Genomic DNA, 18,201 nt, shown 5'->3' with positions numbered 1-18,201 from the left:
ATCCTGCCTAGAGGCGTCACGCGCCCGTCGCGACAGCATGGGATGATGATCGCCGCCCGACCGTCTGGTCCATCGGCTACGCCCGCTCTATGCTCGCTCAAAAATCGGGAGGAACAGATGGGTCGGACCGCGAAACGCGCTCTGTCTTGGTCGCTGGCAGCCGTGCTCTTGGCAGGCGTCGCGCACGCCGCCGACGGGCCGCCGGTGCAGGAGGGCTTCTCGACCGAGCGCCTGGCGCGCATCGCCCCGGCGATCACCCGGGAGATCGAGAAGGGCACGATTCCGGGCGCGGTGACGCTGATCGCCCGCAACGGCAGGATCGTCCACTTCGAGGCGCACGGCTTCCTCGATTCCGCGAAGACGAAGCCGATGACCCGCGACGCGGTGTTCCGCGGCTTCTCGATGACGAAGCCGTTCACGGCGGTCGCCGCGATCGCGCTGATCGAGCAGGGGCGGCTCGCCCTGCGCGATCCGCTGTCGCAGTACTTCCCCGAATTCAAGGACATGAAGGTCTACGCGGAGGTGCGCGACGAGCGCGGGCGCACGAGCCGCGTCGCGGTGCCGGCCAAGCGCCCGATCCTGGTCTGGGACCTGTTTCGCCACACCGCGGGCTTCACCTATGGCGGTTCGGCGCCTTTCCCGGAGATGAAGGAGGCCTACGAGAAGGCCGACGTCGAGAGCCTGAACGGCGACCTCTCGAACGACGAGTTCGTCAAGCGGCTCGCCGCGATCCCGCTCGCCTACGAGCCGGGCACGCGCTGGGAATACTCGGTCGCCACCGACGTCCTCGGCCTCGTGGTCGAGAAGGTGTCGGGCCAGCGCCTCGACCGGTTCCTCGACGAGACCCTGTTCAAGCCCCTGCGGATGACGCAGACGAGCTTCCAGCTCCGGCCGGACCAGGCCGCCCGCTTCGCCGACGCCTACGATGCCGATCCGCTGAAGGCCGACCTGTGGAAGCTCGCCCGCAGCGAGCAGGATCCGGGCAAGCGCTACCTCCACGGCGGGGCCGGCGCGGTGATCACGGCGGAGGATTACTTCCGCTTCGCCCAGATGGTGGCGAATGGCGGCGAGCTCGACGGGGCGCGCATCCTGTCGCGCGAATCGGTCGAGTTCATGCTGTCGAACCATCTCCAGGGGCTCGAAGGCGCGCCGACCCCGACCACCGGCCCGGGCTACGGCTTCGGCCTCGGCTGGGGCGTGCGCCTCGACGAGGGCGGGGCCTGGATCCCCGGCTCCAAGGGCGACGCGATGTGGGCGGGGGCCGGCGGCACCAGCTTCACGGTCGACCGCAAGGAGGGGATCGTCGGCGTCTTCCTGGCGGCCGGCCCGAGCACGCGCCAGCACACCCGCTTCCTGTTCAAGAACCTCCTCTACGGGGCGCTGGTGCAGTAGCGCCCCATTGAGCGCGGGGAGCGCCCGTCAGGCGGCGCGGCGGCCGGCATAGCGGCGGCAATGCTGCAGGTAGCCGACCTCGTGCCGCCCGGCGAGCTCGACCACGCTCGACCACAGCCAGGACGGCGCCTCGCCGTCGCAGCCGCGGGTGACCTCGGCCCGCCACGCCGCGCAGGTCTCGTCGTCCATCTGCCGGCCATGGGCCCGGCCGACCACGGTGGCGAGGTAGTGGGCGGCCCGCACCGCCTCCTCGCGGGTGAACTGGTCGACGTCGAGCTTCAGGTCCTGGGGCGCGAGCTCGCGCATCACCACGGGCTTTCCGAGGAGATGCACCGGCAGCATCCGCTCGCCGAGATTCGGCGCCAGCGCCCGCGCCCCGGCGACGACCCGCTCGGCGGCGTCTTCCGGCATCCGGGCGCCGGGGGCCGGGGGCGCCGCGGGCGCGACCGCCTCCTTGAGGTCGACCAGGGCCAGGCGGCGCCGGCGCTCCTTGCCGTGCCCTCCGGCCTTGTCGTGTCCCTGCTCCGGCTCCTCGATCCGCACCAGGGCGGCGTAGCGCAGGAAGCCGAGCGAACTGCAGCCCTTCATCCAGTAGGCGGCGTCGATGAGGCGGAGATCCGCTCCCGCGTCGCGCCCGTTGAGGGCGAGCACGAGGCGGCGCACCGCGTCCTCGGCGAACACCTCGCGCAAGGCGTCGCGTTCGCCTGCGTCGAGGGCCCAGAACTTGCGCCCCAGGGGGATCCGCGGCTCGACGTCCTTCAGCCGCTCGCGGGCGAGCTGCTTCCAGTGCCGGCCCAGCGCCCGGCGGCGCACCGTCCGCACCACCTCCGGCTCCGGCGGGGCCTCGCCGGCACCCGGCTCGCCGGGTTCCCCCACGCCGAGGCCCTGCGCGTAGCCGCGGATCATCTCCTCCAGCATCCGGGCCGTGACCACCCCGGGCAGGTCCGAGCCGCGCGCCGCGCTCGCCAGCGACAGGCCGAGGCGGACGAGGTCGTGGGTCGGGTTGCCGATCACCGTCTGGTCGAGGTCGCGGATCTGGATCTCGACCCGCCCCTCGGCGTCGGCGAGCGGCCCGAGATTGCCGAGATGGCAATCGCCGCAGATCCAGATTGCCGGCCCCTCCGGCAGGGTGCCGCGGGGCAGGCCGTCGAGCCACTCGTAGAATTTGAGGGTGTTGCCGCGCACGTAGGCATGCGCCGACCGCGCCATCTTCAGGGTGCGCTGACGTTCCAGCACCGCCGCGCGGTCCTGCGGGCCGAAGCTCCGGATCTCGGACATTCCCATCACCTGCGTGAGCACGGCCGACACGCTACCTTGGCCGCCCCGGTCAACGCACGAGAACAGGTGGGCAACGCGCGTCGTTTCGTCTCTGCTGTGGATGACGGTGGGAGGTTCGGACGTGGCAGGGAGGAGGGCGGTGGTTAGACCGTCCGCCCCACGGAACAGGCGCGAGTCGTCGGCGGTGAGGAACTGCGGCCTTGAGGCAGCGGCTCACTTGCAATGAGATCGAGACTCAACGGACGGCTGCTAGAGCGCGAATTGCAGGTCCGTGTGGCCGAAGTCCCGGCCCTTGAAGAGGATGGGATGACGGTAGGCGCGGGCGCAGGCGTACGACAAGCAGTCCGCAAGGTTGAGCTGTGCCGGGTGGCCGCGTCCCTTTCCGTACCGCTGGAACGCCTCGACGGCGATGCAGCCGACGCTGTCACTGATCGACACGACGGCGATCCCGGCTTCGGCGAGGAATTCGTCGAAATCGGCCTGAACATCGACGGGATCGCGATCCATGCGGGTTGCCAAGACCATGCAGGTTTCCAGGCGAACCATCGGCGATGTGCAACGATGTGGCGCTCGCTCGATACACGTCGCGAAGATCCCGGCTTCGGGTTCATCGCAGAAAATCGCTACGAAAGCGGACGTGTCGATGAACATCAACGGGTCCACATCTCGTCACGATCCGCCTCAGTGACAGGGCGTGCATTGGGCCCGGCTTTCGCCCTGGCGCGATCCGCAAGAGTGGTGAGACGCTGAGCGAGGGGTATCGAGGAGCGTTCGCGTTCAAGCTCATGTTCCAGGGCTTGGATCACGACCTCGGTAATACCGGTCTTGCGACGCCGCGCAAGTTCACTGGCGAGCGCATGCGCGCGAGGGTTCCGAACGTTCAGGATGGTCGCCATGGCAGATCTCTTTACGAAAATGTATTGCTGCAAATCGTCAATCGTCAATCAGCGCATGGCGCGAGCGCGGCCACCCCGCCGCGCCCGTGCCGCCGGCTGCGTCCGCCGCCGCGAGGGCGCAGCCGGCCAGCACGCGCTCACACGCCCCGCCCGTCCTCCCCCGGCCAGTCCAAAGCCGCGTATTGCGTCCGCAACTCGCGCTTGAGCAGCTTGCCGGCGGTGTTGCGGGGCAGGTCCTCCTGGAACAGGATGCGCTTGGGCACCTTGTACGGCGCGAGCCCGGTGCGGCAATGGGCGATCAGCTCCTCGGCCCCGGCCTGCGCGCCCGGGCGCAGCACCACGACCGCCGTCACGGCCTCGATCCACTTCGGGTGGGGCAGGGCGATCACCGCCACCTCCGAGACGCTCGCGTGGGTGAACAGCACCTCCTCGACCTCGCGGCTCGCCACGATGGTGCCGCCGGTCTTGATCACGTCCTTCACCCGGTCGACCACCGTGATGTAGCCCGCCTCGTCCATGATCCCGACATCGCCCGAGTGGAACCAGCCGCCGCGAAACGCCTCCCGGGTCTCCTTCGGCTTGTCCCAGTAGCCGGCCATCAGCTGGGGCGAGCGGTGGACGATCTCGCCGCGCTCGCCCGGGGCGACGTCGCGCATCGCGTCGTCGACGATCCGGGTCTCGACGTTGAAGACCGGGCGGCCGCAGGAGGCCGGGCGGGCATCGTGCTCCTCGGGGCGCAGCACGGTGGCGAGCGGCGCGATCTCGCTCTGGCCGTAGCAATTGTAGGGCTTCGCGCCGGGCAGGCGGGCGCGCAGTTCCTCCAGCACCGGGACCGGCATGATCGAGGCGCCGTAATAGACGTGTCGCAGTGATGTGAGGTCCCGCCGCGCGAAGTCGGGCGAGCGCAGCAGGCTGATCCACACGGTCGGGGGCGCGAAGAACGAGGTGAGGCGGTGCTCCTCGATCAGGCGCAGGCAGGTCTCGGGCACCGGCGCCTCGATCAGCACCGTCTCGGCTCCGGCCAGCAGCTGGGGCATGGTGAAGGCGTGCATCTGCGCGGTGTGGTAGAGCGGCAGGGCGGCGAGCGCCCGGTCGCCGGGGCCGAAATCGAGGGCGGTGACGCAGCTCAGATACTCGGCGATGAGGCCGCGGCTCGTCATCATCGCGCCCTTCGGCGCCGCGGTGGTGCCGGAGGTGTAGAGGAGCTGCACCACGTCCTCGTCGGCGACCGGCACGTCGACGGGCTCGACCTCACCCTCGCCCTGCGCGAGCCGCAGCACGTCGAGGCCGGTGCCGCCGAACAGGGTGGCGAACCAGGGACCCGCCCCCTCGTCCAGCGCCTCCCGGGCGTTGCCGGCGAGCGCCGGATCGACGATCAGCGCGCGGGCGCCCGATTGCTCGACGATGTAGCGCAATTCGCGCCCGGTCAGCGCGTAGTTGACCGGCACGTGGATGAGGCCGGCCCGGGCGCAGGCGAGCCACAGGATCAGGTAGGCGTCCGAGTTGCGCCCGAGCGCGCCGAGCCGGTCGCCCCGGGTCAGGCCCGCCTCCAGCAGGCCCCGGGCGACACGGTCGACGGCGCGGTCGAGGGCGGCAAAGCTCCAGCGTCGCTCGCCGAAGGTCAGCGCGGTGCGGTCGCGGTAGCGCCGGGCCGTGCGGCGGAGCGCATCGGAGATCGTGTCGCGCCGGGCGCGCGCGGCGTCGGGTCCGGCGAAAGGATCGTCGCGGTCCATGGTCGTCTCTCCCTCGTGTCTTCGTTGTTGTCCCCCTTTGTCTCAGGGTGGCGGGGACAAGTCACGAGGGGCGGAGCGCCCGGTGGATCCGGCCGGTCGGCGAGGCCCCGCCCGGGCCCCGCCTTCGGGCGGTCCGCGCCGGTCAGGCGGCGATCCAGGCGAAGCGCTCGGCCTCGTCCCAGGCGCAGGCCTCGCCGAGGGACGCGGCGAACACGCCCGACAGGCGCGCCCGCTCGGCCTCGACCACCGGCCCCTCGACCGCGACCGGCCGGCAGCGGGCGGCGAGACCCGGCACGACGAAGTCGGGGTTGTGCAGGGCGTGGTCGGAGCCCTCCGCGAAGAACGGCCGGTCGCCCCAGTCGAGGTAGCTCTCGGCGGGCAGTCCCTCGGCGAGCAGGACGTCGTGGGCGTCGAGCTCGACGTGCCAGTAGGTGACGGCCGCCACCGGCTCGCGAACGATGCTGGTGCCGTTGATCAGGCACATGATCGGCACGAGGTGCCCGCCCTCGCCGTCCGCATCCGCCCCGACGAGAACCGGGTGCCCGGGCGAGAGGAGGAGATCGCGGGCGGGCAGGCCCGGCCCGAAGGCGCCGGCGCGGATCCGGATCGGCTGCTGCTGCCGGGGCAGGGCGGTGCCGGCGCCGTCGAGGTCGCGATGCCCGATCCAGATCACCGGCCGCAGGGCGCCGGACGCCGTCACGGCGCGGTCGCCGACCCGTAGGTCCTCCACCGCGACCTCGCCGCGCAAGGTGCGCAGGCGGCTGCCGGTGACGAAGCAGACCGGTGCGTAATCGGTCGGCGTGTTGTTGCTGTCGAAGGTGACGCGCTGACGCGCAGCGAGCGCCGTGTTCGAGAAGACGTAGCGGGTCGTCGGCTTGGCCGGATTGTCCGTGAACTGGATCATGCTCGGCGAATCGTACTGAGTCGCGTAGAGCGTCTTGGTGGTGGACGTGCTCTCGGTCGGGAAGATGCCGGTCGCCTGGACCGTGTCGCCGGCCTTGGCGACCGTTCCGGTCACCGTGATGCTCGCGGTCGAGACATCGTCGAGGCCGAACCCGGCCGAGGGCGCCCCGTCATCGGTCGCGACGAAACCTGCGCCGTAGACGGTGTTGTTGAAAACCGGCATCGCACCAACCTCCCGGTGATTTTGTCTTGATTGTCGTCGAGACGAAGCGGATCGCGCGGAACAACTTCCGCGTGAGAACATCGCCGCCCGCCCGGTGCCTTGCGTCAGCGCGGGTCGGGACGGGCACAGGCTAAGCACGCTTCACGGGCCGGCGACACCCGGCCTTGCGGGGCACTTGCGGCATTTCCCCACGTTTGTGGTGTAATTGATACATAGGTCCGGGGGCGGACGTGCATTCTCTCAAGAGACTGGCAATATTTCTTGGAATAACTTCCAAGAAATATTGCCGAATTATCCCGCTACCGTCCGCCCGCGCCGACGGCTCGTCCACGACCGATGCCGCGACGGATCACGAGGTGGCGGCGGTCCTCGAACGAACCCGCATTCTGACAAGGACGCTTCCGGATCCGGCCGCCGTCGCCGACAGTGCGGGGACGAACGACACCAGGAGGACACGCGGATGCAACTCGGACTCGACGGCAAGGTGGTGCTGATCACCGGCGGCTCGAAGGGCATCGGCCTCGCCTGCGCCCGCGCCTTCCTCGACGAGGGCGCGCGGGTCGGGATCGTCTCGCGTTCGAGCGACAACCTCGACCGCGCCCGCGCCGCGCTCGGTCCGGTCGCGGGCTTCGCGGCCGACCTCGTCGACCCGGCCCAGGCGCTCGGCGCCCTCGACGCCCTGGAGGCGGCGCTCGGGCCGGTCGACGTTCTGGTGAACAGCGCCGGCGCCGCGAAGCGCGTGCCGCCCGGGGACCTCACGCCGGAACGCTGGCGGGCCGCCTTCGACGCCAAGCTCTTCACCTACGTCAACATGTTCGACCCCGCCGTGAAGCGGATGGCCGCCCGCGGCACGGGCGTGATCGTCAACGTCATCGGCAGCGGCGGCAAGGTCGCGGCCCCGACCCACATCGCGGGCGGGGCCGCCAACGCCGCCCTGATGCTGGCGACCGCGGGCCTCGGCCAAGCCTATGCCGGCAGCGGCGTGCGGGTCGTCGGCGTCAGTCCGGGCCTGACCCGGACCGACCGGGTGGCGGAGGGCATGCGGGCCGAGGCGGCGGTGCAGGGCGTCGCGGTCGACGAGGCCCGGACACGGGCGGAGGCCGGCATCCCGCTCGGGCGCATGGCCGAGCCGGAGGAGATCGCCGCGGCCATCGTCTTCCTCGCTTCCGCCAAGGCGAGCTACGTCACCGGCGTGACCCTCACCATGGACGGGGCGAAGGCCGCGATCGTCGTGTGAGCCCCTGTGGCGGCGCAGTGTGGCAGGCCCAAGGTCCATCGCGGCGGCGTTAAGAGCCCGATCGGGGCGAGCCGATCGGCGAGATTCCCGCCACGTCATCCCGGGGCCGCGAAAGCGGAACCCGGGATCCCTAAACGCCGACGCTTCAGGACGAAGCGGAACGCGTTCAGATCGGTCTCGCATCCTCGGCGGTTGTGGATCCCGGGTTCTCGCCTTTCGGCGAGCCCCGGGATGACGCTAAGGGAGACTTGCCAGCTTGCTGACGCGAGCCAGCATCTTGCATTGTCATCTTATAATATTGTCGATATAAAAATAGTTTAAGTGGTTATTGTAATAACAAGACAACAAATAGATGGTTGCAAGACCAACTCAATCACCTCGATCTTCACCATCTCCCGGGCAGTGCCCGGAATAAAATCCATATCGAATCAGTGTGACGCAAAAAATCGATGCCGCTGCAAGGCATAATTTTATAAAAAGAAATATAATTGAAATCTGAATTTCATAAGCGAGGCATGCCAAGGCGGCGTGCGGCGTCTATGACTGGGATCTCGCCGATTCGTCCTGGACGAGCGCGCGGTTTACGCCAGCAGGGTCGACCCACATGACAGCGGTTCCCGGTTCCTCCGCTCCCGCCGACGAGATCGTCAAGGCGGCGATCTATCCCTCGATCGGGATCGCCCGCGTCGGCAACAGCGAGACCGAGTGGTATCTCGGGCCGGAGGTACCCGACCCGCTGCCGTGGCCGCCCGGCTTTTACCGAGACCCCACCGGAGCCCTGAAGCGCGAAGCGGCGCGGTTCCGGGTCTACGGCCTCAACCAGGCCGGCACGATCGTGCGCGAGCTAACCGGCTCCGACGCGGAGGTCGCCTGGACCGTGCGGCTCGCCAACACGAAGGCGGCTTGGTACGGCTTCCAGCTGGCGCTCGACATCCCGGAATCCTGGGAACCGGGCGCGACGCCCACCACCCTGCGCAACCCGATGCATACGGACCGGGCGGCCCTGGCGATCACCCCGCGGGCGCGCACGGTGTCGGGCCGGGACCATCCGGAGAAGGTCTTCGACGACGGGACCTTCATGGGCGCCCGGGTCACGCTCGGGTCGATCCGGACCGACGAGGCCGGCCGGCTCATCGTCCTCGGCGGACACGGCAAATCCGCGTCCTATACCGGCGAGATGGCGGTGACCTTCGCCAACAACGACACCTGGCACGACGACGTCGCCGACGGCCCGGTCACCGCCACCGTCCGGCTCGGCGGCCGGTCGCTGCCGGTGGAGCCGGCCTGGATCGTGGTCGCCCCGCCCAATTACGGCCCGTGCCGCAAGTCGGTGCGCACGCTGTGGGACCTGATGCGGGACGTCGCGGTGGCGAACCACTGGCTGCCCAAGCCCAAGCGCCCGTCCTTCACCCACGACATCCTGCCGATCTTCGAGCGGATGGCCGGCCTGCAATGGGTCAACCAGGGCTTCGCCGCCGGCTTCGGCTGGAAGGGCGTGTTCGACCTCACGCCCGAGACGATCGCCCGCCTCGCCTCGGCCGACCCATCCGACCGCGAATGGCGCCGGGTGCTGGCCAACCAGTTCCGCACCGTCAGCCCGAACGAGTCGAACGGCATGCCGCTCGCGTCGACCACCCGCGACAGCTGGTCGCCGGTGCCGTGGCCATGGCTCTACGGCGACGCCATGAACAACCCGCCGGCCCTCTCGCCGCGCCAGAACAGCAGCCTCAGCGGCTTGCAGCTCGAGCAGCTCGGCCTCTGGGTAAAGGGTGAGTTCGAGGCCGATTACGACCCGGCGCGGCCGGTTCCCCGGACCCTCGACGAGGTTCCGTTCGCCCGGCAGGGCGACATGCTGACCAAGGCCGCCCTCGATTTCTGCCTCGCGGACGCCTTCCATCCGGGCTGCGAGATGACCTGGCCGGTGCGCTGGATCGGCCTGTACCGCGCGCCGTTCCGGTTCGCGCACGCCCCGGCCGGCTGGGTCGAGCCGGATTACGGCATGACGCTGACCTACGAGCGGGCGATCGCCCCCGACGGCTGCCTCGGCCCCCAGATCGCCGGCGGCATCACCCGCTGGATGGCCGTGCCCTGGCAGACCGACACGGCGAGCTGCCGCTCCGGCTACGCCAAGGCCTACGACCCCTACGTGCCGACCTTCTGGCCGGCCCGGGTGCCGAACCAGGTTCTCACGCGCGAGGATTACGCCATCGTCAAGGACGAGCGCCGGCCGCTGGCGGAGCGCAAGGCCGCCTTCGCCCGCCGCGCCGACTGGAACGCCCCCCTCGACCTCGCGGCGACCTACGTGGCGCAGGTCAACACGATGATCGCGCATTTCGACAAGATGGGCGTGGTCGAGAGCCTGCCCGGCCCCGGCGACGACGCGTTCCCGGCGGTCATGGAGGTGCAGGACCTCACCGTCCCGGCGCGGCCCGGCATCCGGCTGCTGAAGCGGAGCGCCACGCCCGACCCGGAGGTGACCGACCTGTCCGACATCGACAAGGTGCGGCGCCTGCCGCCGCACCTGCACCGCTGACCTGATGGCACTGCACGATCGCAACGCGATCGTGCAGTGCCCAAAGGTTTTTGTTTTTACCGCATTTTCTACGACGAACCGGCATCCACTTCGTCGGACAATGCTTGGAGACGGGAGCCGCCGTGACGACGGACCTCACCGCCGACATCGTGGTGATCGGGGCCGGCCCCGCCGGCGCCGCCGCGGCGTCGCTGCTGGCTCCCTCCTGCCGCACGCTGGTGCTCGACCGGGCCGATTCGGGCGCGCCGCGGCCCGCCCGCATCGGCGAGGCGCTGCCGGCGGCGGCGCGCCGGCTCCTGCGCGACATGGGGTTGTGGGACGCGTTCCTGGCCGAGGGCCACGCCCCCTGCCAGGGGGCCGACAGCCTCTGGGGCGGGCCGGACCCGGTCTCGGTCGATGCGATGCGCGACCTCGACGGGCCGGGCTGGCACCTCGACCGGGCGCGCTTCGAGGAGTGGCTGCGGGCCTGCGCCGCCCGGCGCGGCGCCGCCCTGGTGGCTCCGGCGAAGCTCGCCGGGCTCGCGCGCAGCGGCGACGGTTGGCGGCTCACCGTGACCCGGCACGGGCGCCCGCTCACGGTCGCGGCCCGCATCGTGATCGATGCCGGCGGGCGCGCCTCGCCGGTGGCCCGGGCCCTCGGCCGGCGCCGGACCCGGCAGGACCGGCTGATCTGCCGCTGGCTCCACGGACATGGCGCCGAGGGGCCGCGCCGCACGATGGTGGCGGCCGAAGCCGAGGGGTGGTGGTACACCGCGCCCCTGCCGGCCGGGCGCCGGGTCCTCGCCTTCCACACCGACGCGGACCTCCCGGCGGCCGTCGAAACCGCGGACGCTCCGGATCTTCTGGCGCGCGCCAAGAGTCAGCCGGGCCTCGCCGACATCCTCGACGCGACCGGCTTCGTGCCCGACGGCCCGGCCGGCTCCTGCGCGGCGCACAGCGCGCGGATCGACGCGGCCGCGGGCGAGGGTTGGCTCGCCGTCGGCGATGCCGCCCTGGCCTGCGACCCGCTCTCGTCGCAGGGGCTGCTCAACGCGCTCTACACCGCCCTGACCGGCGCCGAAGCCGTCCTCCGGACCCTCGCCGGCGAGCCTCAAGCGCTCGACGAGTACCGGCGCGGGCTCGACGCCGTAGCGGGAGCCTACGACACCCATCTGCGGGCCTGGTACGGCCTGGAGACCCGCTGGGCCGACCGGCCGTTCTGGAGCCGGCGGCACGGGGCCTGAGGGCAGGGGGGCCTTCAGCCGAGCTTGCCGGCCGCGGTTTCGAGCAGGCCCATCGCCTCGTCGCCGAACTTCTTGCGCCATTCCGCGTAGAAGCCGCTCTTGCGCAATTCCTCCTTGAACGGCGCGGTGTCGACGTCGTTGAAGGCGAGGCCCTTGCCCACGAGTTCCTCGCGCAACGAGGCGTTGAGCCGGGCCACGTCCTTGCGCTCCTCCAGGCAGGCGGCGTCGACATTGCGGGCGAACACGTCCTTGAGGTCGGCCGGCAGCTGGTTCCAGGCGCGGCGGTTGATCAGGAACCACCAGCCGTCCCACATGTGGTTCGTCACCGAGCAGTATTTCTGCACTTCGTAGATCTTGGCGGTATTGATGATCACCGGCGGGTTCTCCTGCCCGTCGACCACCTTGGTCTGCAGCGAGGAATAGACTTCCGCAAAGTTGAGGCTGGTCGGCGCCGCGCCGAGCGAGCGGAACAGCGAGGTCCAGAGCGCGCTCACCGGCACCCGGATCTTGAGGCCCTGGAGGTCCTTCGGCTCACGAATCGGCCGCACGCTGTTGGTGATCTGGCGGAACCCGTTATCCCAGATCCGCTCCATGACGACGAAGCCGGCCTTCTCGATCTGGCCGCGCAGGTGCGCACCGAGCGGCCCGTCCATGCCGCGCCAGACCGCGTCGTAATCCGGGAAGGCGAAGCCGAGGCCGTAGATCGACGAGGTCGGGATGATCGTCGAGAGCACGTTGACGCCCGACAGCGCGAAACATTCGAGCGCGCCGGAGCGCAGCTGCGAGAGCATGTCGCTCTGCCCGCCGAGCTGGTTGTTGGAGAAGATTTGCAGGTCCACCCGTCCGTCGGTCTGCGCGCGGATGGCCTCCGCGGCCTTGCGGGCGTGGATGTTGATCGGATGGGTCTCGGGCACGTCGGTGCCGAGCTTGAACACGAACTCGGCGGCGCGGGCGCGGCGCAACGGAAAGGCCGAACCGACCAGTCCGGCGCTGAGCGTGCCGGCGACCAGGGCGCGGCGCGAGAGGGGGGCGCTCGACATCGTTCCTCCTGAGGGTTCTTTTGGTTGGCGGTGGGGCCGCGGGGCGGGTGTTTTCTGTCTTCGACCGCGACCGCGAACGTGTTCGTCGAAGCTCCATCGTCATCCCGGGGCCGCGAAAGCGGAACCCGGGATCCATAACCGCCGACGATTCAGGATGAAGCGGAGGGTGTTCAGATCGGTCTTGCAGCCTCAGCGGTTATGGATCCCGGGTTCTCGCCTTCGGCGAGCCCCGGGATGACATCGAGGGATGTCGATGTGGGCTGCTGCAGGATGCTCCGCCGGTACAGCTTTCCTCACAACGCGATGATCGGCTTGATCTCCTCGAAGTTCTTCATCCGGTTCAGCGCCGTATCGACCTCGTCGAGGCTGTAGCGTCCCGTCACCATCGTGTGGAACGGCACCTCGTGCTGGTGGTTCGCCACGAATTGCAGCGCCTTCCAGTACGCCTTGGCCTGGCCGGAGAACGAGCCGAGCACCCGCAGGTTCTTCGCTACGATGGTCGAGGGCGCGATCGTCGTCGTCCCCTGGCCGAGCTGCCCGACCACGACGTAGGAGGCGCCGCGGCGGGCGAGGTCGAGGCCCTCGCCGAAGGCGGCGGGGTGGCCGGTGAACTCCATCACCACGTCGGCGCCGCGCCCGTCGGTGAGCGCCCGGACCCGGTCGAGGCGCTCGGCGTGGCTCGTCGTCTCGATCGAGATCACCTCGTCGGCGCCGAAGTCGCGGGCGAGCGCCAGCCGCGCCTCCGGTGCGCCGAGGGTGACGACCCGTCGCGCGCCCGAGATCTTGGCGACCGCGGTGGCGAGCAGCCCGAGGGGCCCGGCGCCCTGCACCACCACCGTGTCGGTCGGATCGACCCGGCCGAGGACGTCGAAGGCGTTCATCACCGAGCGGAAGGCGCAGCTCGCCATGCTGGCGAGCTCGTTCGGCACCGAATCGGGCACCTTCACCCGGCCGGAATCCGGCAGCACGTAGCCGTACTCCGAAAAACCGCCGAGCAGGTAGGGCGCGACGTCCATCCGCTCGTACATGTACTTGCGGCTGTACTGGCACAGGGTCGGCTCGCGGGCGATTGTGCAGAAGTAGCAGCGCCCGCAGGCCGTGTGGGTCCAGGTGATGCGGTCGCCGACCCGCAGGGGCTGCCCGACCGAATCCCGCTCCGTCCCGGCCCCCATCGCGACGATGCGTCCGACCATCTCATGGCCGATGATCACCGGCAGGTCGACCTTGAGGGCGAGCGATCCCTGCCAGAGATGGACGTCGGTGCCGCAGATCGAGCAGGTCTCGATCTTGGTCAGGATCGTGCCGGGCTCCAGTTCCTGCGGGACCGGCACCTCCTCGATGCAGACCGGCGCCTTGAACTCCCGCACCACGGCGGCACGGCTGGTCTTCGGAAAGCGCATCATGACCTGTCCCCCGGTTGCCCCTCGGGCGCCATCGCGAGCACGCGGCGCGCGAGCTTGAGGTGGGCGATGTCGATCATCCGCCCGTCGAGGACGGCGACGCCCGCGCCGCTCCCCTCGAGCAGCCGCACGACCTCGCGCGCCCAGGCGACCCGCTCCGGTGCTGGGGTGAAGGCGGCGGTCACCGCCTCCAACTGGCCCGGATGGATGCAGAGCTTGCCGGAAAAGCCGTCGGCGGCGGCCGCCTCGGCTTCGGCCTTCAGGCCGGCGGGGTCGCGGGGATCGGGAAACGGCGTGTCGATCGCCGCGACGCCGGCCGCGGCGGCGGCGATCAGCAGCCGGTCGCGGGCGGCGGCGACCGGTGCCGCGAGGCGGCCGTCGGGCCGGCGCGGGCTGATGCCGAGATCCGCCGACAGGTCCTCGGCCCCGAAACAGAGGGCGCGCAGGCGCGGCGACACGCCGGCATAGTTCATGTCCCGGAGCGACTCCGCCGTCTCGGTCGCGAGCAGCAGCACGCCGGCGGATCCGGCCGGCACGTCGCCGGCGGCCTCCAGCACGTCGATCTGGCCGGCGAGCATCGCGAGGTCGGCCGGCGCGGTGCATTTCGGCAGCAGGATCGCGGCGGGCCGCGCCGGGACGACGGCCGCGAGGTCGGCGAGGTACCAGGCAGTGCCGCGCGGGTTGATCCGCACGATCAGCGTGCCCGGTCGGGCGCGGAGCATCGCCACGGCCTCCGCCCGCGCCGCGTCCTTGGCCGCGGGGGCGACGCTGTCCTCGAGGTCGAGGATGACGCCGTCGGCGCCCGATCCGACCGCCTTCTCGACCTTGCGGGCCGCATCGGCCGGGGCGAAGAGCAGGGAGCGCAGCCTCATCGCGTGGTCTCCGTCCGGCCGAGCTCGGCGGCGATGTCGGCCTCGTCCTGGCCGAGCGCGGGTGCGAGGCGCCGGATCCGGCCGGGCGTGCGCGACAGGCGAGGGAAGGGCGCGTGCATCGGCACCGCGCCGTGCTCCGGATCCTCGACCTCGACGAGAACCCCGCGGCCCTTGACATGCGGATCCTCGGCGAACCCCGCCGGGTCGTAGACCGGGCCGACCGTGACTTCCGCCGCCTCGAAGTAGGCGAGGTTGGCGTCAAGATCCCGCTCGGCGATGAAGCCGCCGACGATCGCGTCGACCTCCTCGACGTTGTCGAGCCGGGCGGAGTTGGTGGAAAAGCGCGGGTCGGCGATCATCTCGGGCCGGCCGATCGCGCGAAACAGCCGGGCGGCCATCTCTTGCGTCGAGGCCGAGAGCGCCAGCCACTCGCCGTCCCGGGTGCGGTAGACGTTGCGCGGCGCGGTGATGCTGACCCGGTTGCCGATGCGCGAGGGCACCCGCCCGGTCAGCCGGTGGATCGCCGCGTCGGGCCCGAGGGTCGCGTGCAGCGGCTCCAGCAGCGACAGGTCGACGACCTGGCCGGCGCCGCCGGGAGCTTCCGCGACGCGCAGGGCCGCGAGCGTCGCGAAAGCCCCCGACAAGCCCGCCACCATGTCGGCGAGCGCGAGGTTCGGCAGGGCCGGCGGCTTGTCGGCAAAGCCGTTCTTGGCCGCGAACCCGCTCATCGCCTCGATGAGCGAGCCGAAGCCGGGGCGCTGGGCATACGGGCCGGTCTGCCCGAACCCGCTGACCCGGACGATCACCAGCTTCGGGCTCAATCCGAGCAGGACCTCCGGCGAGAAGCCCGCGGCCTCCATCACGCCGGGCCGGAACCCCTCGATCAGCACCTGGGCGGTGGGCACCAGGCGGCGCAAGGCCGCCTTGCCCTCGGGCTCGCGCAGGTCGAGGCGGATCGAGCGCTTGTTGCGGCCGTAGACCTTCCACCAGGCCGGGATGCCGTCATCCTGCCAGTGCCGGAGCGGGTCGCCCCGGTCGGGCTCGAGCTTGATCACGTCGGCGCCGAAATCCGCCAGTTGCAGGCTCAGCATGTTGCCGGCGACGAGGCGCGAGAGGTCGAGCACCCGGATCCCGGCGAGCGGCCCGTCGGCGGCGGGCGCGGCGCTCATCGGCAGCCCCGGTCGAGAGCGGCGTGTCGCCACCAGCGCGTCCTGCGGGCCATCCGTGCCTCCCCGACGAATCTTGCTTGGGGAGTATCCTGTCCGAGGGAGCGGCCGCGATCGAGACGGATTTTCCGGGGTGGCTATCGGGAAAGCTTATGGCTCGGCCAGGACGGCATTGCCCCAGGCGCCGCTCTCGACGAGACGGCGCACCTCCGCCACCATCAGGTCGGCCACGAGCGCGGCGGGGCCGGTCAGCGGCTGGTCGGCGGCGTGGCACAGGCCGAGCGGCCGGGTGATGGTCGGCTCGACGATGCGGATCATCGCCGGACGCTGGGCCTCGTCGAGCCCCGACAGACCGGAGATCGGCAGGATGGCGGCGGCAAGGCCCGAGGCGGCGATCCGGCGCATGGTCGGCAGGCTATCGACGTCGGCGATCACCGTGAGGGACAATCCCTCGCGGGCGAAGGCCGCCTCGACCATCGTGCGCAGGGTGTGGGTCGGGCTCGGCATCACCAGCGGCAGACGGGCGACCTCCCGCATGGTGATGGTGGCGGGGGTGGCAGCGCCCGCCTTCGTCACCAGAAACAGTTCCTCACGCAGGATCGGCTGCACGGTGAGCCCGGGGGCAGAGCGGTCGCGGTAGAGGATCGCGAGTTCGAGCCGGCTCTGGGCGATCAGCTCGTGCAGGTAGCCCGACAGGCTCTCGAACAGCTCCGGCCGGATGCCCGGATAGTCGCGCAGGATCGTGCTCAGCAGCGGATGCGCCAGGATGGTCGAGACGCTGGTCGGCAGGCCGATCGCCACCCGCCCGATGACCGGCCCCGGTCCGGTGAGGTCGGCCACCGCCCCGTCCACCTGCCGCAGGATCGTGCGGGCGTGACGGTAGAAGCGCTGGCCCGCCTCGGTCGGCCGCACGCCCCGGGCGGTCCGGACGAACAGTTCGCTGCGCAAGGTCGCTTCGAGTTGGGCGATCTGCTGGCTCAGGGCCGGCTGGGCCACGTTGAGATGCGCTGCCGCCCGCGACAGGCTGCCCCAATCCACCGCGGCGACGAAGAAGCGGATCTGCTTCAGGGTGGGGGTGGACATGGCGGCGTTCCGCTCGTCTTGTTGGCCGGTGCCGGCAGGCGGAAGTGTTGCGATTCCACGCGGGAAATCAACGGGTTTCCCGCTGCACCGACGACGTCCATCGACGAGGAGCGATCCGTGACCCCCGAACAGAAGCTCGCCGAGCTCGGCCTGACCCTCCCCGAGGTGCCGGTGCCGGTCGCCAACTACGTGCCGTTCCGCATCGTCGGCGACCTGCTCTACCTCTCCGGCCAGGGCCCCAAGCGCCCCGACGGCACCTACCGCCCCGGCCGCCTCGGCCGCGACGCCACGATCGAGGAAGCTTACGCCGACGCGCAGCTCGCCGGGCTGCAACTCCTCGCCGTCGCCAAGGCGGCGCTCGGCGACCTGTCGCGGATCAAGGCGGTGGTGAAGCTTCTGGGCATGGTCAATGCCGAGCCCGATTTCGCCGACCACCCGAAGGTCATCAACGGATGCTCGGATCTTCTGGTGAACGTGCTCGGCGATGCCGGCCGCCATGCTCGCTCGGCGGTCGGCATGGGCTCGCTGCCGAACCGCATGACGGTCGAGGTCGAGGCGATCCTGCAGATCGCGCCCTGAGCGACGAATCGGGCGCCGTGGACGCCTGAACGCAAGACACCCCGCCGGTTGGTCCGGCGGGGTGTCTTGCGTTGATCGATATGATCGGTCGTGAAGAGGGAAGGTGTGCGTGCTTGGCAGGTCTGGCGGTGACCGACTCTCCCGTGTCTTGAGACACAGTACCATGGGCGCTGGGGCGGTTAACGGCCGAGTTCGAGATGGGATCGGGTTCTGATCACCCCGCTCTGACCACCAGACCGGCCAAGCACGTCGCGTTCGGGCAAGCATGTGTGGAGGGGCTGTGACGCCCATCCGTCTTCATCGTGTTGTGGTTGGTGTCGATCCGGACACGGATCATGAGAGCGATCAAGCCGATCGAGCGATTAGTACTGGTCAGCTCAGCGCGTTGCCGTGCTTGCACATCCAGCCTATCCACGTGGTCGTCTTCCACGGCTCTCGAGGGAGTTCTCGTTTCAAGGGGGGTTTCCCGCTTAGATGCCTTCAGCGGTTATCCCGACCGGACATAGCTACCCTGCACTGCGGCTGGCGCCACAACAGGTCCACCAGAGGTCCGTCCATCCCGGTCCTCTCGTACTAGGGACAGATCCTCTCAGAACTCCTACACCCACGGCAGATAGGGACCGAACTGTCTCACGACGTTCTG

15 protein-coding genes and 2 rRNA genes are annotated in these 18,201 nt (G+C 70.3%); 5 read left to right on the top strand and 12 right to left on the bottom strand.

The window, feature by feature from the left end; all coding sequences use genetic code 11:
* Window positions 1–162: 162 nt before the first annotated feature.
* A complete protein-coding gene (locus BM430_RS29675) occupies window positions 163–1,392 on the top strand; it encodes a serine hydrolase domain-containing protein (protein WP_244539718.1) in 1,230 nt (409 codons plus the stop codon).
* Window positions 1,393–1,419: 27 nt separating this feature from the next.
* On the opposite strand, the gene BM430_RS29670 is transcribed toward BM430_RS29675, so the two are convergent.
* The 5 genes from BM430_RS29670 to BM430_RS29650 all read right to left on the bottom strand — a co-directional run bounded on the left by BM430_RS29670 (window position 1,420) and on the right by BM430_RS29650 (window position 6,425).
* Window positions 1,420–2,670: a DUF2252 family protein gene (locus tag BM430_RS29670; RefSeq protein ID WP_093570817.1), complete on the bottom strand. Its 1,251-nt coding sequence runs from the start codon at window positions 2,668–2,670 to the stop codon at window positions 1,420–1,422.
* Window positions 2,671–2,919: 249 nt separating this feature from the next.
* Window positions 2,920–3,321: a type II toxin-antitoxin system VapC family toxin gene (locus BM430_RS29665; protein WP_093570816.1), complete on the bottom strand. Its 402-nt coding sequence runs from the start codon at window positions 3,319–3,321 to the stop codon at window positions 2,920–2,922.
* Window positions 3,321–3,566 carry a type II toxin-antitoxin system VapB family antitoxin gene (locus tag BM430_RS29660; RefSeq protein ID WP_093570815.1) on the bottom strand — a complete coding sequence of 82 codons (246 nt, stop codon included), beginning with the start codon at window positions 3,564–3,566 and terminating at the stop codon, window positions 3,321–3,323. Before BM430_RS29660 ends, BM430_RS29665 begins: the two co-directional genes overlap by 1 nt.
* A gap of 137 nt (window positions 3,567–3,703) precedes the next feature.
* Window positions 3,704–5,299 carry an acyl-CoA synthetase gene (locus tag BM430_RS29655; protein WP_093570814.1) on the bottom strand — a complete coding sequence of 532 codons (1,596 nt, stop codon included), beginning with the start codon at window positions 5,297–5,299 and terminating at the stop codon, window positions 3,704–3,706.
* Between the two features lie 142 nt (window positions 5,300–5,441).
* Window positions 5,442–6,425: a Hint domain-containing protein gene (locus BM430_RS29650; RefSeq protein WP_093570813.1), complete on the bottom strand. Its 984-nt coding sequence runs from the start codon at window positions 6,423–6,425 to the stop codon at window positions 5,442–5,444.
* A gap of 460 nt (window positions 6,426–6,885) precedes the next feature.
* Between BM430_RS29650 and BM430_RS29645 the strand changes: the two genes are divergently transcribed.
* The 3 genes from BM430_RS29645 (at window position 6,886) to BM430_RS29635 (ending at window position 11,418) form a co-directional block, all read left to right on the top strand.
* Window positions 6,886–7,662: an SDR family oxidoreductase gene (locus tag BM430_RS29645; RefSeq protein WP_093570812.1), complete on the top strand. Its 777-nt coding sequence runs from the start codon at window positions 6,886–6,888 to the stop codon at window positions 7,660–7,662.
* Window positions 7,663–8,266: 604 nt separating this feature from the next.
* Window positions 8,267–10,195, top strand: a complete 1,929-nt coding sequence (locus BM430_RS29640) for a LodA/GoxA family CTQ-dependent oxidase (RefSeq protein ID WP_093570811.1) — start codon at window positions 8,267–8,269, stop codon at window positions 10,193–10,195.
* Window positions 10,196–10,317: 122 nt separating this feature from the next.
* Complete coding sequence (locus BM430_RS29635) at window positions 10,318–11,418, top strand: NAD(P)/FAD-dependent oxidoreductase (protein WP_093570810.1); 1,101 nt, start codon at window positions 10,318–10,320, stop codon at window positions 11,416–11,418.
* Between the two features lie 14 nt (window positions 11,419–11,432).
* On the opposite strand, the gene BM430_RS29630 is transcribed toward BM430_RS29635, so the two are convergent.
* From BM430_RS29630 to BM430_RS29610, 5 genes are all read right to left on the bottom strand, one after another.
* The gene (locus BM430_RS29630) at window positions 11,433–12,458 is read right to left on the bottom strand and encodes a TRAP transporter substrate-binding protein (RefSeq protein ID WP_093570809.1); all 1,026 of its coding nucleotides are present in this window, start codon (window positions 12,456–12,458) and stop codon (window positions 11,433–11,435) included.
* Between the two features lie 293 nt (window positions 12,459–12,751).
* A complete protein-coding gene (locus BM430_RS29625) occupies window positions 12,752–13,861 on the bottom strand; it encodes a zinc-binding dehydrogenase (protein ID WP_210188466.1) in 1,110 nt (369 codons plus the stop codon).
* Window positions 13,858–14,730, bottom strand: a complete 873-nt coding sequence (locus BM430_RS29620) for an HpcH/HpaI aldolase/citrate lyase family protein (protein ID WP_093570807.1) — start codon at window positions 14,728–14,730, stop codon at window positions 13,858–13,860. Before BM430_RS29620 ends, BM430_RS29625 begins: the two co-directional genes overlap by 4 nt.
* A complete protein-coding gene (locus BM430_RS29615; RefSeq protein ID WP_093570806.1) occupies window positions 14,727–15,899 on the bottom strand; it encodes a CaiB/BaiF CoA transferase family protein in 1,173 nt (390 codons plus the stop codon). Before BM430_RS29615 ends, BM430_RS29620 begins: the two co-directional genes overlap by 4 nt.
* Before the next feature lie 147 nt (window positions 15,900–16,046).
* Window positions 16,047–16,979 (bottom strand): LysR substrate-binding domain-containing protein, encoded by a 933-nt coding sequence (locus BM430_RS29610; protein ID WP_093570805.1) that lies wholly within the window; start codon window positions 16,977–16,979, stop codon window positions 16,047–16,049.
* 117 nt (window positions 16,980–17,096) lie between these two features.
* Between BM430_RS29610 and BM430_RS29605 the strand changes: the two genes are divergently transcribed.
* Complete coding sequence (locus tag BM430_RS29605) at window positions 17,097–17,558, top strand: RidA family protein (protein ID WP_177303206.1); 462 nt, start codon at window positions 17,097–17,099, stop codon at window positions 17,556–17,558.
* Window positions 17,559–17,678: 120 nt separating this feature from the next.
* On the opposite strand, the gene rrf is transcribed toward BM430_RS29605, so the two are convergent.
* Window positions 17,679–17,794 (bottom strand): 5S ribosomal RNA (rrf, locus tag BM430_RS29600).
* A gap of 105 nt (window positions 17,795–17,899) precedes the next feature.
* A 23S ribosomal RNA gene (locus BM430_RS29595) occupies window positions 17,900–18,201 on the bottom strand; the annotation flags it as partial.

The organism is Methylobacterium sp. 174MFSha1.1 (assembly GCF_900116815.1).
GTDB lineage: Bacteria > Pseudomonadota > Alphaproteobacteria > Rhizobiales > Beijerinckiaceae > Methylobacterium.
This window is presented reverse-complemented; position numbering and strand designations above follow the sequence as displayed.

Bases quoted from the DNA above. Each gene is read 5' to 3' on its own strand.
- BM430_RS29615 (WP_093570806.1), bottom strand. From the start codon at position 15,899: ATGAGCGCCGCGCCCGCCGCCGACGGGCCGCTCGCCGGGATCCGGGTG.
- BM430_RS29630 (WP_093570809.1), bottom strand. From the start codon at position 12,458: ATGTCGAGCGCCCCCCTCTCGCGCCGCGCCCTGGTCGCCGGCACGCTC.
- BM430_RS29640 (WP_093570811.1), top strand. From the start codon at position 8,267: ATGACAGCGGTTCCCGGTTCCTCCGCTCCCGCCGACGAGATCGTCAAG.
- BM430_RS29655 (WP_093570814.1), bottom strand. From the start codon at position 5,299: ATGGACCGCGACGATCCTTTCGCCGGACCCGACGCCGCGCGCGCCCGG.
- BM430_RS29645 (WP_093570812.1), top strand. From the start codon at position 6,886: ATGCAACTCGGACTCGACGGCAAGGTGGTGCTGATCACCGGCGGCTCG.
- BM430_RS29665 (WP_093570816.1), bottom strand. From the start codon at position 3,321: ATGTTCATCGACACGTCCGCTTTCGTAGCGATTTTCTGCGATGAACCC.
- BM430_RS29625 (WP_210188466.1), bottom strand. From the start codon at position 13,861: ATGATGCGCTTTCCGAAGACCAGCCGTGCCGCCGTGGTGCGGGAGTTC.
- BM430_RS29620 (WP_093570807.1), bottom strand. From the start codon at position 14,730: ATGAGGCTGCGCTCCCTGCTCTTCGCCCCGGCCGATGCGGCCCGCAAG.
- BM430_RS29660 (WP_093570815.1), bottom strand. From the start codon at position 3,566: ATGGCGACCATCCTGAACGTTCGGAACCCTCGCGCGCATGCGCTCGCC.
- BM430_RS29650 (WP_093570813.1), bottom strand. From the start codon at position 6,425: ATGCCGGTTTTCAACAACACCGTCTACGGCGCAGGTTTCGTCGCGACC.
- BM430_RS29670 (WP_093570817.1), bottom strand. From the start codon at position 2,670: ATGTCCGAGATCCGGAGCTTCGGCCCGCAGGACCGCGCGGCGGTGCTG.
- BM430_RS29610 (WP_093570805.1), bottom strand. From the start codon at position 16,979: ATGTCCACCCCCACCCTGAAGCAGATCCGCTTCTTCGTCGCCGCGGTG.